Genomic DNA, 14433 nt, shown 5'->3' on the forward strand with positions numbered 1-14433 from the left:
GGCGGTTACTTGTCCGCCCGCTGCTGCTTCTTCGCCAGCAGCTGCCGCAGCGCGGTGACCTTGGCCGCGGCCTGGTCCGGCGGCAAATCTGCCTTCACGAGGATTTCAGCCTCGGCCTCGCGGCCCTGCAATCCCAGCACGAGCGCGAGATTGGCACGGACCCGCGCATCGTTCTGATTGCGCTGATAGGCGCGGCCGAGCACCTGTTCGGCCTTCGGCAGATTGTTTTGCAGCATGTAGGACAGGCCGAGATTGGACAGCACGGTCGGCTCGTCGGGCGCGATCTTCAGCGCCGCGGCGTAATATTGCTGCGCCTCCTCGTTGCGGCCGAGCTGATCGAGCGCCGCGCCCTGCGCCGACAGGATGCGCCAGTCCGGATCCTCGGGCGAATGCGCGCGGCCGAGCACGTCGAAGGCCTGCTGGAAATTGCCGTTGTCGGCGAGCGCGCGGCCGTAGCCGGCGAGCAGCGCCTTGTTGCTGGGATGAGCGAGCACGGCCTGCTCCAGCACCGCGACCGCCTGCGCGCGTTGGCCGCTCTCGCGCAGCGCCTTGCCGTATTCGAGGGCGACGTTGGGATCACTGGGCTTGGCGCGATAGCGCTCGCGCAAGGCATCCATGTCCGACTTCGGGTCGGCCTTGGCGGCCGCCTCCGGCTTGCCGCCGAGCGCGCTGGTGACGTCCTCGAGGCCGGTGGTCTGACAGCCACCCAAGCCAAGGACCAGGAGCGCGGAAAACAGATATCTCGCCGGGGGAGAGGCAACGAACAAACGCTTGGACATACTCTGATCACTCGGCGACTGATCAGAGATGCTTTGCCGATTAACGCTAAAGTCCCGTTAAAGAGACAGTCGTTCAGACCTTAGTCGGTGAATTCGGCGCCGAATTCGCAGCCGATGCGCCAGCGCAGGCGGCATTGGCGGGAATAGTCCGGCGCGAAGATGATGGTGAATTGCGGCGGCACTTCCAGAAATTCCGCCACGACCTTCACGCCGCCGTCCGAGATATCCGTGATCGTGCAATCCCGCGGCAGCGAGCCGGCGCCAAAATGAATCTTGGCGAGCCGGCTGCACACCCGACGTTCGCTTCTCCGGCGATTTGCAAGCATTTGAACTGTTCACCCGTTAGATCACGGCCCATCCCGCAGCCCTAGGAGTACCGGACATTCGTTGGAATGTGCTGAGGACAGCCGCTCGCATTCGAGGCTTAGTGTCCGCTGCCCGTTTACCGCTTGTTAGGGCTTGCCGCGCCCCGAAAATGTTCCCGTATTGTTCTTGCCGAGCGCCGCGCCCCCTGCTACCCTCGATTGTGCAAGAGGGCAGGCTGGTTCGGCATGGTTCAACGGGTTTCTACCGTCGCCTTTGAGGGGATCGAGGCCCGTGCGGTCGACGTGCAGGTGCAGGTCGCGCCGGGCCTGCCGGCCTTTGCCATCGTCGGTCTGCCCGACAAAGCGGTGTCGGAAGCGCGCGAACGCGTGCGCTCGGCGCTGATCGCCTCGGGGCTCGCGCTGCCGGCGCGGCGGATCATTGTCAATCTGGCGCCGGCCGACCTGCCCAAGGAGGGCAGCCATTACGACCTACCGATCGCACTCGGGCTGATGGCGGCGATCGGCGCGATCCCGCCCGACGCCCTGACCGGCTTTACCGTGCTCGGCGAGCTCGGCCTCGACGGCTCGATCGCACCGGTGGCCGGCGTCCTGCCGGCCGCGATCGGCGCCAATATGCGCGAGGAAGGCTTGATCTGCCCGGCGTCTTGCGGCTCCGAGGCGGCCTGGGCGAGCCCGGACATCCAGATCATCGCGGCAAGCTCGCTGATTCAGATCGCCAACCACTTCAAGGGCACGCAGGTGCTGTCGCGCCCTTCGCCGAAGGTGCACGAGGCCGCCGCCTCCACGCTGAATCTGCGCGACATCAAGGGCCAGGAGAGCGCCAAGCGCGCGCTGGAGATCGCGGCCGCCGGCGGACATCATCTCCTAATCTGATGTCCTTTTGATTTTAGATCAATTGGCCATCTTATCTTGATGTGATGGCCTTTTGATTGTTGCATTGAGGGACCGCAAACCAATCCAATTCTTTCTCTAATAGAGCTGCCTCTAATAGAGCTGCTTCCGATTTCTTGAGGGTCTCAATGGCTGTTAAGCCCTATAAATTGTTAATTGACTCCGCATTGAAAGAGTTTCGTGACCTGGGCCCAGGCTTGATGGGAGAGGGGCCGAAAATACCAGCCCCGTTTAGGTTCGGACTTGGATCAAGTTCACCTGTCTCCAAATTCTTCGAAGATGCGGGCATGGACCCCGACTTCTTTGAAAATTGGTGGTGGCTTCTGACGACCCTCGCCGAAATCCATTATAAATCGCAGAGTAAAAAAGACGCTTGGAATTCTCAGCTTGGCGAGCAGTTAGTCGAAGCCGTTGCGTTTGTGAAACTGAAGTACCCCGATCTTTCCAACGTCGAATGCTGTCGTAGGCTGATGTCGTACAAACGCATAGCCCGCATCAAAATCAGCAAAACTCTTGGCCGAAAAATCGACAAGACCAAGCACCACCTTAGCTTGTATCGTCAACTTCGTTACGCAATCGAAGAACTGCAGGAACTCGGTCGCGATGGCGATCTGGAGCTGTTCGTACCCACCGCTGCGCTGAAGGTGATTTCTCGGAAGCCTCGCGACGCTACATAGTACGAAGACGTCGAACTTTGATTTTGAAGTTTTGGGTGCCACTCGATACTTCAATTCCGTGACGGCAAAACATCATCTCTGTCAAACCAAAGGAGATGCATGTGAATTCATTCAAACATCCAACTCACTCTCAAGATCGAGCGAATATCGTCGATCTTATTCGGGATGCTCGACCGTTGGCGGCAAAGAAGCCCGGCAATGGCATGCTTCTGCGTAAGATTCGCCAGCAAATGCAGCGCAAGTCGAAGCCGTTGTACATCGATCGACATAGGGCGCAGACGCTCGTGGATGTGCTGTGCCGCGGTCGACCGAAGGTTGCCCAACAGGTCCGCCCGATGCCGTCTTCAGTGGGAGGGCAGTAAATGACTACGCTCGACAAACCGACCGAAACTGCCGCTACGATCGAACTGCCTAAGCTCAACTCTGGAGCAACCGGTTTCTTCGACGACCTTGAAGCGCTCAAGCTCTCGCAAGAGGAGATGGGGATTCAAGGTGCGAACGAGATTCTCACGCGCATTCCGGTCCGGAAGCCGCAAAAGCACGAATATTTTCGCGTTCGCCCCGGGGACGAGAACTGCTTCACGGCAGTGCTCTACGAGGATCGCGAAACGCGGGAGTATTATTTCGTGGCGCCCAAGATGCTCCCGCTCTTGCGGGCGGTAACCGACGTTTCGGTCGCAACGCTGGTTCCGTTCATTACGAAGCAGAAGGTGGTCGGCATCTTCCCGCTCAAGCTCTCGGGTGATGCCACAGCTCAAGGTGGTTGGCAGACGACGGCTATGAGGGCAGCCCACTTGGCCAAAACCCAATGGATCCGCATTCAGGCCGACATGGGTTTATCAGGCTACAGAATCTACGCAGCAGAGGGACAGCTCGGGGAGCCCAAGTGGCCGGCCGAGCCGTTCAACGAGCTTCTGGACCTTGCGTTCAAGGACCGCGTGATTTCGAACCAAGATCATCCGATGTTCAACAAGATCCTCGGTCGAATCTAAGAGTACTCAAGGACGGCGGGTTTGGCCGCCGTCCTTTCACCACTCACAATTAAGTTGTACCGATCATGTCCACCTTCGCTGGGCAGCTGGACGCGTTCGCTCACCTGTCGCTGGTCGATTTTGAATTCCGCGCCCTGAATGGCAGCCGTCCCGACGTGGTGTGCATGGTTGTCCGGGATTACCGGTCTGGCGAGGTGCGCCGGTACTGGCGTGACGAGCTTGTAAATCTCCGCGAGTGCCCGTTCCCGGTTGGTCCTACGGACGCGATGGTCGCCTTTTACGCCTCCGCAGAATTGGGCTGCATGCTCGAACGTGGTTGGCGACTGCCCTCACACGTAATTGACCTGTTTGCCGAACATCGTGTCCAGACCAATGGTCTGCAGCTCCCGACTGGGAATGGTTTGCTGGGCGCGCTTGCCTGGCGGGGTTTAGCTCGCATCGACGTCGCCGCGAAAGATGCAATGCGGGATAAAATTCTCTACCAATCGTCATGGACGCAAAACGAGCGGACCGAAATCCTGGACTATTGCGCGTCAGACGTGGAGGCCCTCACAGTCCTGCTCGATTTCATGTCGCCCACATTGGACCTCCCGCGAGCGCTTTTGCGAGGCCGATACATGGCGGCCGTAGCGAAAATGGAGCGTACTGGTATTCCGATCGACACTGAACTCCGCCAAAGTTTTGTCGAAGGTTGGCAACGCGCTCGGGTCGAGCTGGTCAAGACCGTTGATGCCGAGTACGGCGTTTATGATGGTCTGCGGTTCAAGCTCGGTCGGTTCGACGAATGGCTGCGTGTGCACGGCATTCCCTGGCCGCGCACCGACGCTGGTTTGCTGAAGCTCGACGACGACACCTTCAAGGAGCAGTCGGCGGTCTGGCCGTTGCTGAAGCCGCTGCGCGAGCTAAGGCAGGCGTTGACTAGCATGCACGTGCCCCAGCTTCCGGTGGGTCCCGATGGCCGCAATCGAAGCCTGTTGGCCCCATTTGCCTCCAAGACCGGCCGCAACCAGCCGTCTGCGAAACGGTTTGCGTTTGGGCTTGCCGCATGGCAGCGGGGAATCATTAGGCCTCCCGAAGGTTGGGGGTTGGCCTATCTCGACTTTTCCTCGCAAGAGATCGGCATAGCGGCGGGCTTGTCCGGCGATCCTCGCTTGATCGAAGCCTATGAATGCGGCGACCCCTACCTTGCGTTCGGAAAGCAGGCTGGGTTTGCGCCTCCTGATGCCACGCGCGAGTCGCACGCCCGAGTTCGCGACATCTGCAAGACCGTAGTGCTCGGCCTTAACTACGGGCTGGGAGCCGAAAGGATGGCGTACCAGGCCGGTATCGCTCCTTCGCTGGCAGCTGAGCTGATCCAGCGGCATCATATTGCATACCCTCGTTATTGGCGCTGGAGCGAAGACACTGTCACCTCGGCCCTGCTCAGCAACCAGATGTCGTCAATCTTCGGTTGGCGTCGCAAGATTACGGAGATTGACCGCCCAACCTCGCTGATGAACTTCCCGATGCAGGCGAACGGGGCTGAGATGATGCGGATAGCCGCCATAGCCGCAACGGAGGGCCGCATCGAGGTTTGTGCTCCGGTTCATGACGCCTTTCTGATCGCGGCACCACTCGAGCAGCTCGATGACGCGATCCGGCACATGCGCGAGATTATGTCTCGGGCTGGATACCACGTCACAGGCGGCGTCCACATCCGGACCGACGCGAAGGTCATCCGTTATCCCGGCCGCTACATGGACGAGCGCGGCGTCGACATGTGGAATCGTGTAGTCCGCCTGATTGACCGACCCGATGCAATCTATTGATCACCGCAAACCATCGCATCGGAGCGAGGCTAGCTTCGCGACCGTGCGATCCCGTCACATCTAATCCGAGTCTACTAATGACCCAATCAGGTTTCAATGAAGTCGAGATTCAAACCGAGGTTAGCCGGCGGCGAAGAAGCCGTATGCAAGGCCGCTTCCTCAAAGGTCCGATCCCGATGACTGATCTCTGGGCCGCTGCCCGGCTACCCGGCCAGGCGCTCGCCCTCTACTTGGCTATCCGTCATCGATGCGACATTTCGCGTTCCAACGTGGTCACGATTCCAGCAACGCTGCTCCGTCAGTCCGGGATCAGCAAGGATGGAAAGTCGCGCGCCCTTAAGTCTCTGAGTGCGGGTGGCCTGATCAAAGTGGAGCAGCGGCGGGGGCGGTCTGCTCGGATCACGCTCGCAACCCCCTGCCGGGCGTAATTCGGAGAGCCGTGTAATGACCCACGAAGAAGAGTTCGAGCGTGAGCTGCTCAGGCGGACCCGTATAGCCGCTCAGCTCACTGGACATTCATTCTCCCGGTTGCTTGAGCTCATCAAGTCGGTTGGCGGGGTGGCTGCCGCTCGCCGTTTGATCGCCTATAGCGCAAACAATATTGGCAGATTTCCTATCGGCATGCGGGTCCTTGCCAGAGCCGGTCTGTTGCATCTTTCTGTAGAGCAAGCTGTGATTGACTTCGGCGAGGCCGGTAAGATCTTCAGTCCTGAGGAGGTTCGTGAAGCAAAGCAGCGCCTTGATATGGCTCGGATGGTGCTGAAGAGGAGCCAGAAGTGATTCGCTGCTCCATCGTAGCCGTACAGTCACCGATCGCCGGCATTAACCAAACAATCAAGTCGCCTTAATCCCGGCCAAATATCCTTTACGCTCGACGCCTCGGTGTGGGGGACATCGCCGTGATCAAGGTCGTCGTACTTGGACTGGTTTGCGTGGCGGGCGTCGGAGCTATTGCTGCTGCCACGTCCAAGCCCGCTTCGGTACCGATACCCTCGGTCGTCTATCCTGCCGTAGCCGGCAATAAGAGCGATCGACTGTCGCTTGTCAGCATCCAGGACATTCAGCCAACGGTCGACCAGGCTGCTCTTGTCGATACACCACCTACCGAGCCTCCGGCACCGACTCAGCCGCCACAGAAAGAAGTAGCCAAGGCGAAGGCTCCAGACTTCATCCCTCGCCACTGGCACGATCCAAACGACACCCGAGCCGGTATGAAGAAGTTGAGGCCCGAGCCGGCGAGAGATACCTCCCGTAACGGTACCTCCACCAAGGTAGCTGAGTCACAAGACTGTCGAAAAGATGGTCTGGGCTCATTGATGAGCAAACTCAACCTGCAGCCGGCGTGCGGCCGATGACGCTTTAGCCCTTCTTTGGCTTGGATTGCTCCCTGTTGGTTGGCCGATCATCGTTTCAAGCGAACTGCGGCAATTTAGAAACGTTCTCTGACGCTTGAGTTGCCGAACATGTGACGAAAGTGGGGTCCGTGCCTTGTCCAATCTCCTCCGTAACGACAGAGAAGTGCTCTAGCTGGGCGGCACCAAAGCTCGTCGATATCGCAACATCTGCTGCGTCTCGGCCACGAGCGATCAAGATGCGGCCGATACGCGGGTGGTTATGCCGCGCATCAAATGTGTACCAGCGTCCGCCAAGGAATGCTTCAAACCATGCACTGAAATCCATTGGCGCCGGATCCCGCGGTACGCCTATATCGCCAAGATAACCCGTACAGTACCGGGCCGGTATGTTTACGCATCGACAAAATGTAACTGCCAAATGCGCAAAATCCCTGCAGACGCCCACCTTTTCCTCGTGACCCTCGGCGGCCGTTCGATCTCCTCGCGCGTAATGGTACCCGAACTCGATCCGGTCATGCACATAGTCGCAAATGGCTTGCACTCGTTGCCACCCAGCCGGCTTGCTTCCGAAGAGGGACCAGGCAAGATCCGTAAGCTTTTGTGTATCGCAGTAGCGGCTACCAAGCAGGTAAACCAACGCTTCGTCGGGAAGTCGATTGACTTCCCATTGCTCGGCATCCGGAACGACATCGTCAGGTAAGCCGCTGTCGTTGATTAAGAAGCGGTTGCGGATATGCAGAGTACCCGTCGGCGCAACCAATCTCGTGCACACGTTTCCGAAAGCATCGAGGTAATTTCGGGCAGCGACGTCGGGGGTAAAGCTCGGTTCGTCCTTAGTGAGGAGATCACGCTGTCGCGACGGATGCACGCTCAGCATCAGCAGTAAAGGTACGTTCTGACTGCACTTGAACGCAATGTTGTACCCGACCTCGATCTTCAAGCTCACACTCCCTGATAATGAGCTATAAGCCGTGTGCGCACCGACGGTTCCAATCGATCGATTCGAATAAGTTGCCGAAATTAAAGGCACTCTTGTTCGAGCACCGATCGACCACAGCCGTGTAGTCTAGATGCAGAGCAGTCAGCATCTGCAGTTACGGGACGGTTCGTATGGCAATTTTTTCCGTCCATCACATGACAACCTATCGGTATAGAAAGCCTGTGCGACCGGGCGTGCATCAGCTTATGTTCCGGCCGCGGGACAGCTTTGACCAGAGACTTCTTGAATTCAGCCTGACCATCAGCCCAAAGGCGGCTTCCATCCGATGGATTCATGACGCCTTTGGCAACTGCATCACACTCGTCGACTTCGATTCGAAAACCGAATTGTTGCAGTTTGAGGCGTTGTTAAAGCTCGATCACACTCCTGAAAACGCTCCGGCTTTTCAGATCGAGGACTATGCGAAGTTGCATCCGTTCGCGTACGCCGACAATGAACTGCCCGACCTCGCACCATTCATTCAGCGTCATCATCACGAAGGAGAGCACATTGAGCGCTGGCTGGCGAAGTTCGTGTCCCCTCGCGCAACCGTACCAACCGGACAACTCCTTATGACATTAAATGAGGCGATCTCTGAGAGTTTTTCGTACAGGCGACGCAATATTCGAGGGACGCAAACCCCCGCCGAGACTATCGAGCGACAGGAAGGAACGTGCCGAGATTTCGCTCTGTTAATGATGGAGGCCGCACGATCACTCGGATTCGCGGCCCGCTTCGTGACAGGTTACGTTTACGTGCCAGATCGTGACCAGAAGGTCCGGTTAGGCGGTGGTTCTACACATGCGTGGTGTCAGGTGTACGTGCCTGGTTCAGGTTGGGTCGAGTTCGATCCGACCAATGGTATCGTGGGAAATCGCGATCTGATTCGCGTCGGCGTTGCTCGAACTCCGCAACAGGCCATTCCATTGTTCGGCAGCTACTGGGGTGATGCAGACGATGACCTCGGCATGGACGTGAGCGTGCAGGTTACGAGCAAAGAGTTCGACTGAACTAAAGCACTAAAGCGCGGGGTCGCCCACGTGCTCGGCTCTAAATCGGACAGTTAGGTCCGCTGCGAGCTCAACGATCTCGACGGAAAGTTAGTATCGACATGTGAACGAAATGGAGCTTTCCCCTCACCGCCAGAGACAGGTCAAACGGATAAGCATCGCTGAGACCCATCGATCGGTTAAGCTCGTTCATCGTATAGGCAACCGGTGTCCATGAAGCCAGTAACGATTCAAAGTCATCTTCCAAGTAGGGATCTTGAAGAGTTTCTCGTGAGCGCACGTCAAGTGACAATGGGAGGGACGACGCAGAATCAAGCGTTGAGACGATGTGCAGAAAATGCGCGAAAGTTTCTGCCCAGTCCTCCCAAGGATGTGATGTCGCGTATTCGCTTATGAATCCATGTCGATCGTAATCGCGCTGCGTTCGCTTGTGATAGTTCGCGATCGCGGCCGCATAATCCGCAGTTTCGTCTCCGAAGATTACTCGGAATCCGTTGAGGAGGCCTGTGCCGCCGACCAGCTGCTCCCAGTAGAAATGACCCACCTCATGTCGAAAATGGCCAAGCAAAGTTCGATAGGGCTCACGGAACTGGGTTCGTCGCAGTTCTCGTGTGGGATCATCGGCCTCCGATAGGTTCAGAGTGATTAATCCGTTGAGGTGGCCAGTGATAACCGGTTGCCCCACGTCATCTGCAAGCACGTCGAAAGCAACGCGGTCGCGACCATTCTTTCCGCTCAGCGGGAGCTCCAGCCTCGCAAGATCATAAAGTAGCCGACGTTTGGCTTCTTCGACACGTCGCCATAACAATACATTTCGCGCGGTCTCGAGCGGAGGAATTGTGCGTGATAAAGTGCAGGATGGACAATACCCACCGTTTTCTTCTGACGCCCAGTTGCAGCCAATCAGCGTTCGATTGGCGCATGGCTGCGCATCGTAGCTAGACCGAAACTGAAGCTCGGCGGAAACAAAAAGCAGTGTAGCAGTGCAGTGAGTGCAGACTTCTTGTTCGAAGAAAATCGCCGAATTACAATTGGGACAGTTATGCTTTCGCATGACCGAAGACCGCTTCGATTAGGCAGACAACTTCGCAGTGTTGGATTGGCCCTCTCACCGCAAAGTCAATCGGGCCCAACGACATGTCAGATTGGCAGATTATCTGTCAATCCAGGTGGCGGTTCGCCGAGTTCTCTCGCTTCGCGGAGCAGCTGATCTTCAGCCTGATGCCAAAATGATTCCGATCGTCCTTCCGGTTCACCGGCTTCTTTCCATAGTTTGTAAGCTTTCCCCCGGATCTCTTCTTCGGTCGGTGCTGTCATAAAGCGATCTCCGAGTAACTCCATCGAGAAAAAAGGCCCCGCGTTAGCAGAGCCTTACGTGGATCACCACTTTTGGCGTCCGTACCAGGCGTCGACTTCCTTTTTCGCCTGGTCTTTCGCGTAACCGTATCGCTGCTGCAAACGACCTTCCAACTGGTCTTGTTTACCTGCGATCACATCGAGATCGTCATCGGTCAACTTGCCCCACTGCTCTTTGACCTTGCCCTTCATTTCCTTCCAATTACCTTCTACACGATTCCAGTCCATCGCTAACCTCCTCTGGTTTAGACCGTGCAACTTGACCAAAGCCAATTAGTTCCCGAGGATCGACGGTCCCCAATGGAGATAGTTATCGCTTGGGAATATTGAGGCGTCATTAGCATTTCGGTCAGCCTCATGTTTGACAGAGTAACTCAGTATCGCGGGTCACCGTCTCCTGGAGGTTCTGCGAAGCCACGATTGAATTGATGCATCTCCAAGACTTCGACCTTCGGTATCCTGTGTTTGATTGACTTCGCTTCCGTTGGGGTACAGTTAGCTATTAAAGCGTCGCCACACGGAGACGCCCCTTTGCACTTCAGCGAACGATCGGTTGCCTGAGAGGAGACTTCACTCAGCAATCAGTTGGCAATTGGCCCAATCTATAGAGTCGAACAGCGAGCGCTTCTGCCGCTGCTTGAGGATGTAATATGTCCAGCCTTCATCAGGTTGGTCTTGGATATCGATGTGCCGATACCCGAAATCTGTCTTCGTCCATTCCTCACGCACCACGACCTCGAATCGGACCAAAGTGCAATGGTATGGACGGTCGATAATACAGTGATAATGCAGGCGATTATCAGCGCTGGTTTCGAGCACCACGATCATCATTAGGTGCTTGCCGTGTAGCTTGGCTGCGCTCCCGAGTAGCGAGTGCTCCAGTCTGTTGCGGAAGTGCCTGAAGTTCTCGGAAGCAACGATATCGTCGGCCAGTCGTGCGCCGTGGCGTTTCTTCATCGTGAGCGTGACCGCCGCCGGCGCCGCGAACGGCATCGAATTTATCAGGCGGGCCAGCTCCGCACGACACACCTGTTCCTGGTGACTCATCAGTATCGGATCGGCGGCCAACGTTCAGACTTACGCAATCGGCACAGTGTGCGCAGTAGAAAATGACGAGCTTTGTCACTGAGAATGATGACTGCGCTGGCGGGTCCGGTCAGCAAGATTTTTTGCTCGCCGGCCAATGTGAGGCCACCCAGTTGGAGGCGATACTTGCCCGTCGTACGGCGAGCGTACAGGGCTCTTCGCAAATCCATCAGCTCATTGAAGCTCTGAGGCTTGTTCAGCCGAAGCCATTCAAGAACGTCAGTCGGCAACGAGTTGAGATATCGCTGACGATACTTCTTGCGACGTTCAAGCGGTGCGGGTTGTGAGGGCAATCGAGCTGAAGACACCTCCTCGGGCTCGTCCCATAGCGATCGCGACCTAATCTTGCGATCTTCTTCCTGATGCTTTGGGGTGCGGTTGGTCACTGCAGCTCTCCACGTTGGCGGAGATCGGCCTCGTACAACTTTCGTTGCTCTTCGGTGTAGACACGAGCCGGGCTTGCCGGTCCGTAACTTCCTCCTCTGAGACCGCGCTCGTGCTGGAGGTTGTTACCACCATAGCGATTTGTCGCTATCCCACGAAGATGCGAGGGATAGTTGCCGATAAGGCGTTCTTCGATGCTTGTGATGTTTGGAAGTTTACTAGCTGGGTTATTCCAGTGGGTTGGCTTACGAGCCATGATATCTCCGTTCGTTGCGAAAGGGATGCAGCCCCTGCCGCATACAGATATTTAGCACCCACGACAGGTGCGCTCGCTCGAATGGGAGCAATAGTAGACTGGCGGGTTCAACGTTTGAGCGCCGACGGCCCAGAAACGGTCTGGCGTTTCCCTGAACGTCTCATCTCTTCGCCGAAGACCTAGCAACCTAACGAGCGTGTTTGCACGGTGAAACCTGCCGAAAGCACCGAATTCACGCTGCAACTAGAAAGCGCTTGGGCTTTGTGGCACATTTGGAGAATTAAGCCTGACACAGAGAGTATGTGCGGGATCAGGATTGGGGAGGAAACTGGATGATTAGGATGCTGTCTCTATTTGTCATTCTTCTCACGTTTAGTACTAACTCAGCTTCGGCACAGATGACGTGCGCGAAGCCATCAGAGCAGTATGCCACGCAGATCGCCGGTGACGTAAACGCCACCGCTCAGGGCCTTACTCGCATTTTTTCCGCGGGAGTTAGCGGAGGAGCGCGCAAGGAGATCGTAGACCTGATTGGTAAGTATCCAAATGCCGACAGAGTGCTCCTCCAGCGTGACCTCATCTCGGTGACATGCGAACTCATAAAGACTTCGACGGAAGTCGACTTCGACAAGAAGGCGAGACTGCTAATTGACATTACGAAGGAGATTCAGAGCGCCTTTGCCAAGGCATCGATTTTGCTAAAGCCCATCAAGGATGCAGTGTTGGTCCTGTCGTCCGTACCGGCGCCAGAGCTTGAATATTTCGTTGCGGTAGTTTCTGACGAAGTGGTCTATCAGCGCTGCGCGATAAAGGGCGGCTCTGTGGAATACGGCGACGGCGTCGAATTTACGACTTACTACTCTTACCAGCCCGATATGCTGAAGGTGGTCTCGTTGGACGCTAATCTTAGTGCATTTGATTCCGGGAATCCGATCCTTCGGATTCCTAGAAGTCTCTTTTTTGATCCTGTCGACACGGCCCGCAGCGGGCTGATGTACTTCAATCAAATCCAAAGCGGAAACTGCTACTTCAATGATGTCGAAGTTCATTTAGCTGTGTGGGCGAGGCAAGAAAACCGATACCTTGCGATCTATAAGATTCGCTCTTTGACGAGCTACAGCAGGTGCGATCTGGTCGTTGAATCGGAGAGCCAGGACGAATTTGTGGATCAATACAATCGCTATGCAAAATTTCTTGATAAGCGAGACTGGATATCGAGGAACTATCTTCTCGCGGCGAAGAGCGACGCGTTCTCGAACGTTAAGAAGTCGCAATCGCTAGGGCCACCCTCTAAGAGTGGATCGAACACGCTTTCGGTCTCCAACGTTGCCGACGTCGACTACATTCGTTGCGCGGACACTGACCTAACGAAGGTCACTAAGCGACGGACATAGGCATTCGCTCCCCGCGGAACGCTCACTGCCGTTAGACGAAGCCTTATATCTCTCGCTTCGATTGAGCTCCGCGCAGCTCTGTGGCGCTGACTGCTGAGTGGGGCAGAGATCTGCAATGCGCATTCCGTCCTGAACTTCTTTGCCCATCCCAAGCGGAGCCACGAATCGGTAATCCGAATTGCCGCAAGCCTCAGGCACTAAATTCGCGCAATACCAGACAGTTAGGACAAATCGAGGAATTCGCACCGGCATAGCCGTTGCCCCGTTGGCGAATTCATAAGACGGCGGCTCCATCAACAACGAGGAGCCCATCATGGCACGAGCGACTATCTCTCTGGTTTCCGTACAGAAGCCGACCGCTAACACTCCGGTCCTTCAAAGGCGCAATAAGTTTACGTCCAGCATCGATCAGCAGATCACGAAGATCGGTCTCTTCCGTGAGGGAAAGCGGATCTCGCGGGAGCAGTTCTGGGTCGACGCAGCGGGTGCGATCTTCTTCCAGCTTCGATACGGAAAGCAGCCGCTGGAGCTGGAGAAGGGGAAGAGCACCCTCAAAGCGGTCGGCACCGGGAATGCCGCGTGGGACGATTTAGTCGAGCAGTTGGAGCAGATCAAGACAATCGCCGTCGCTGGCGGAATGGATGACGCACTGGCCGCCTGTGCAAACGCCGTCAGGTCTAACTTCAAGACGGCCAAAGACAAGAAGGCGGGCAGGAGCTAACTGCTCGGTCAATCGGACTGTCGCTTGACGGATCGCTTGGATGGTCTTTGGAAGAATTCGGCAGGCTCCACGCCAAGAATCGTAGAGAGCTTGCCGATTATTTCGAGACCAACATAGGTAACCGCTCGCTCGACCCGGCTGACATAAGCCCGGTCGATACCCGCGTCATTAGCCAGCTGCTCCTGCGAGATACCGCGGCTATGGCGTAGCCGACGAAGATTCGTTGCAAAAAGCTGGCGTAGGTCCATGGACCTAGCCAATCGTGCTGTGGTTTATTGGCCCACGGCTTTAAAGCCGAATTGTGATGGGGGAAATATGGGCACCGAACAGACGTTTTGCCTGGGTTGTGGAGTCGCCTTTCCGGCCGAGGCTCGATTTTGTGGTTCGTGCGGCTCTTCGCGGTATGCGCAACAAAGGTC

General features: G+C 56.5%; 17 protein-coding genes and 1 pseudogene. 9 read left to right on the forward strand and 9 right to left on the reverse strand.

Features of this window, described 5'->3' with window-relative positions:
- Positions 1 to 5: 5 nt before the first annotated feature.
- Together AAFG16_RS47250 and AAFG16_RS47255 are read right to left on the reverse strand one after the other, a co-directional pair.
- A complete protein-coding gene (locus tag AAFG16_RS47250; protein WP_342736256.1) occupies positions 6 to 779 on the reverse strand; it encodes a tetratricopeptide repeat protein in 774 nt (257 codons plus the stop codon).
- An 80-nt stretch (positions 780 to 859) separates the two neighbouring features.
- Positions 860 to 1105: a PilZ domain-containing protein gene (locus AAFG16_RS47255; protein WP_011083489.1), complete on the reverse strand. Its 246-nt coding sequence runs from the start codon at positions 1103 to 1105 to the stop codon at positions 860 to 862.
- Between the two features lie 225 nt (positions 1106 to 1330).
- Between AAFG16_RS47255 and AAFG16_RS47260 the strand changes: the two are divergent.
- The 6 genes and pseudogenes from AAFG16_RS47260 to AAFG16_RS47285 form a co-directional block, all read left to right on the forward strand.
- Positions 1331 to 1975 (forward strand): annotated as a pseudogene (locus tag AAFG16_RS47260) (magnesium chelatase domain-containing protein); the annotation flags it as partial.
- A 149-nt stretch (positions 1976 to 2124) separates the two neighbouring features.
- Entirely contained in the window at positions 2125 to 2673 is a 549-nt protein-coding gene (locus tag AAFG16_RS47265) for a hypothetical protein (protein WP_342736258.1), read from the forward strand.
- A gap of 362 nt (positions 2674 to 3035) precedes the next feature.
- Positions 3036 to 3665, forward strand: coding sequence for a hypothetical protein (locus AAFG16_RS47270; protein ID WP_342736260.1), 630 nt, complete (start codon positions 3036 to 3038; stop codon positions 3663 to 3665).
- 65 nt (positions 3666 to 3730) lie between these two features.
- Complete coding sequence (locus AAFG16_RS47275; protein ID WP_342736262.1) at positions 3731 to 5473, forward strand: DNA polymerase; 1743 nt, start codon at positions 3731 to 3733, stop codon at positions 5471 to 5473.
- A 444-nt stretch (positions 5474 to 5917) separates the two neighbouring features.
- Positions 5918 to 6253 carry a hypothetical protein gene (locus tag AAFG16_RS47280; protein ID WP_342736264.1) on the forward strand — a complete coding sequence of 112 codons (336 nt, stop codon included), beginning with the start codon at positions 5918 to 5920 and terminating at the stop codon, positions 6251 to 6253.
- A gap of 119 nt (positions 6254 to 6372) precedes the next feature.
- The gene (locus AAFG16_RS47285) at positions 6373 to 6828 is read left to right on the forward strand and encodes a hypothetical protein (protein ID WP_342736266.1); all 456 of its coding nucleotides are present in this window, start codon (positions 6373 to 6375) and stop codon (positions 6826 to 6828) included.
- Positions 6829 to 6883: 55 nt separating this feature from the next.
- Here the strand turns inward: AAFG16_RS47285 and AAFG16_RS47290 are convergent, their stop codons facing one another.
- Positions 6884 to 7768: a transglutaminase family protein gene (locus AAFG16_RS47290; RefSeq protein WP_342736268.1), complete on the reverse strand. Its 885-nt coding sequence runs from the start codon at positions 7766 to 7768 to the stop codon at positions 6884 to 6886.
- 170 nt (positions 7769 to 7938) lie between these two features.
- Between AAFG16_RS47290 and AAFG16_RS47295 the strand changes: the two genes are divergently transcribed.
- Positions 7939 to 8817 (forward strand): transglutaminase family protein, encoded by an 879-nt coding sequence (locus AAFG16_RS47295; protein WP_342736270.1) that lies wholly within the window; start codon positions 7939 to 7941, stop codon positions 8815 to 8817.
- Positions 8818 to 8887: 70 nt separating this feature from the next.
- Here the strand turns inward: AAFG16_RS47295 and AAFG16_RS47300 are convergent, their stop codons facing one another.
- From AAFG16_RS47300 to AAFG16_RS47320, 5 genes are all read right to left on the reverse strand, one after another.
- The gene (locus AAFG16_RS47300) at positions 8888 to 9871 is read right to left on the reverse strand and encodes a putative zinc-binding metallopeptidase (protein ID WP_342736272.1); all 984 of its coding nucleotides are present in this window, start codon (positions 9869 to 9871) and stop codon (positions 8888 to 8890) included.
- A gap of 86 nt (positions 9872 to 9957) precedes the next feature.
- The gene (locus AAFG16_RS47305; RefSeq protein WP_342736274.1) at positions 9958 to 10134 is read right to left on the reverse strand and encodes a DUF2934 domain-containing protein; all 177 of its coding nucleotides are present in this window, start codon (positions 10132 to 10134) and stop codon (positions 9958 to 9960) included.
- Positions 10135 to 10197: 63 nt separating this feature from the next.
- Complete coding sequence (locus AAFG16_RS47310; protein WP_342736276.1) at positions 10198 to 10401, reverse strand: CsbD family protein; 204 nt, start codon at positions 10399 to 10401, stop codon at positions 10198 to 10200.
- 342 nt (positions 10402 to 10743) lie between these two features.
- The gene (locus AAFG16_RS47315) at positions 10744 to 11241 is read right to left on the reverse strand and encodes a hypothetical protein (RefSeq protein ID WP_342736278.1); all 498 of its coding nucleotides are present in this window, start codon (positions 11239 to 11241) and stop codon (positions 10744 to 10746) included.
- Positions 11220 to 11645 (reverse strand): hypothetical protein, encoded by a 426-nt coding sequence (locus AAFG16_RS47320; protein ID WP_342736280.1) that lies wholly within the window; start codon positions 11643 to 11645, stop codon positions 11220 to 11222. The genes AAFG16_RS47315 and AAFG16_RS47320 overlap by 22 nt, the downstream gene beginning before the upstream one ends.
- A 595-nt stretch (positions 11646 to 12240) precedes the next feature.
- Here AAFG16_RS47320 and AAFG16_RS47325 point away from each other — a divergent pair.
- Both AAFG16_RS47325 and AAFG16_RS47330 read left to right on the forward strand, forming a co-directional pair.
- Positions 12241 to 13293: a hypothetical protein gene (locus AAFG16_RS47325; protein WP_342736282.1), complete on the forward strand. Its 1053-nt coding sequence runs from the start codon at positions 12241 to 12243 to the stop codon at positions 13291 to 13293.
- A gap of 313 nt (positions 13294 to 13606) precedes the next feature.
- Positions 13607 to 14014, forward strand: coding sequence for a hypothetical protein (locus tag AAFG16_RS47330; protein WP_342736284.1), 408 nt, complete (start codon positions 13607 to 13609; stop codon positions 14012 to 14014).
- Between the two features lie 8 nt (positions 14015 to 14022).
- Here the strand turns inward: AAFG16_RS47330 and AAFG16_RS47335 are convergent, their stop codons facing one another.
- Complete coding sequence (locus AAFG16_RS47335; protein ID WP_342736286.1) at positions 14023 to 14262, reverse strand: helix-turn-helix transcriptional regulator; 240 nt, start codon at positions 14260 to 14262, stop codon at positions 14023 to 14025.
- Positions 14263 to 14433: the final 171 nt, after the last annotated feature.

The organism is Bradyrhizobium sp. B117 (assembly GCF_038969555.1).
GTDB lineage: Bacteria > Pseudomonadota > Alphaproteobacteria > Rhizobiales > Xanthobacteraceae > Bradyrhizobium.

Excerpts from the sequence above, each read along its gene's own strand:
- AAFG16_RS47250 (WP_342736256.1), bottom strand. The coding sequence starts at position 779 with ATGTCCAAGCGTTTGTTCGTTGCCTCTCCCCCGGCGAGATATCTGTTT.
- AAFG16_RS47255 (WP_011083489.1), bottom strand. The coding sequence starts at position 1,105 with ATGCTTGCAAATCGCCGGAGAAGCGAACGTCGGGTGTGCAGCCGGCTC.
- AAFG16_RS47265 (WP_342736258.1), top strand. The coding sequence starts at position 2,125 with ATGGCTGTTAAGCCCTATAAATTGTTAATTGACTCCGCATTGAAAGAG.
- AAFG16_RS47270 (WP_342736260.1), top strand. The coding sequence starts at position 3,036 with ATGACTACGCTCGACAAACCGACCGAAACTGCCGCTACGATCGAACTG.
- AAFG16_RS47275 (WP_342736262.1), top strand. The coding sequence starts at position 3,731 with ATGTCCACCTTCGCTGGGCAGCTGGACGCGTTCGCTCACCTGTCGCTG.
- AAFG16_RS47280 (WP_342736264.1), top strand. The coding sequence starts at position 5,918 with ATGACCCACGAAGAAGAGTTCGAGCGTGAGCTGCTCAGGCGGACCCGT.
- AAFG16_RS47295 (WP_342736270.1), top strand. The coding sequence starts at position 7,939 with ATGGCAATTTTTTCCGTCCATCACATGACAACCTATCGGTATAGAAAG.
- AAFG16_RS47300 (WP_342736272.1), bottom strand. The coding sequence starts at position 9,871 with ATGCGAAAGCATAACTGTCCCAATTGTAATTCGGCGATTTTCTTCGAA.
- AAFG16_RS47305 (WP_342736274.1), bottom strand. The coding sequence starts at position 10,134 with ATGACAGCACCGACCGAAGAAGAGATCCGGGGGAAAGCTTACAAACTA.
- AAFG16_RS47310 (WP_342736276.1), bottom strand. The coding sequence starts at position 10,401 with ATGGACTGGAATCGTGTAGAAGGTAATTGGAAGGAAATGAAGGGCAAG.
- AAFG16_RS47325 (WP_342736282.1), top strand. The coding sequence starts at position 12,241 with ATGCTGTCTCTATTTGTCATTCTTCTCACGTTTAGTACTAACTCAGCT.
- AAFG16_RS47330 (WP_342736284.1), top strand. The coding sequence starts at position 13,607 with ATGGCACGAGCGACTATCTCTCTGGTTTCCGTACAGAAGCCGACCGCT.
- AAFG16_RS47335 (WP_342736286.1), bottom strand. The coding sequence starts at position 14,262 with ATGGACCTACGCCAGCTTTTTGCAACGAATCTTCGTCGGCTACGCCAT.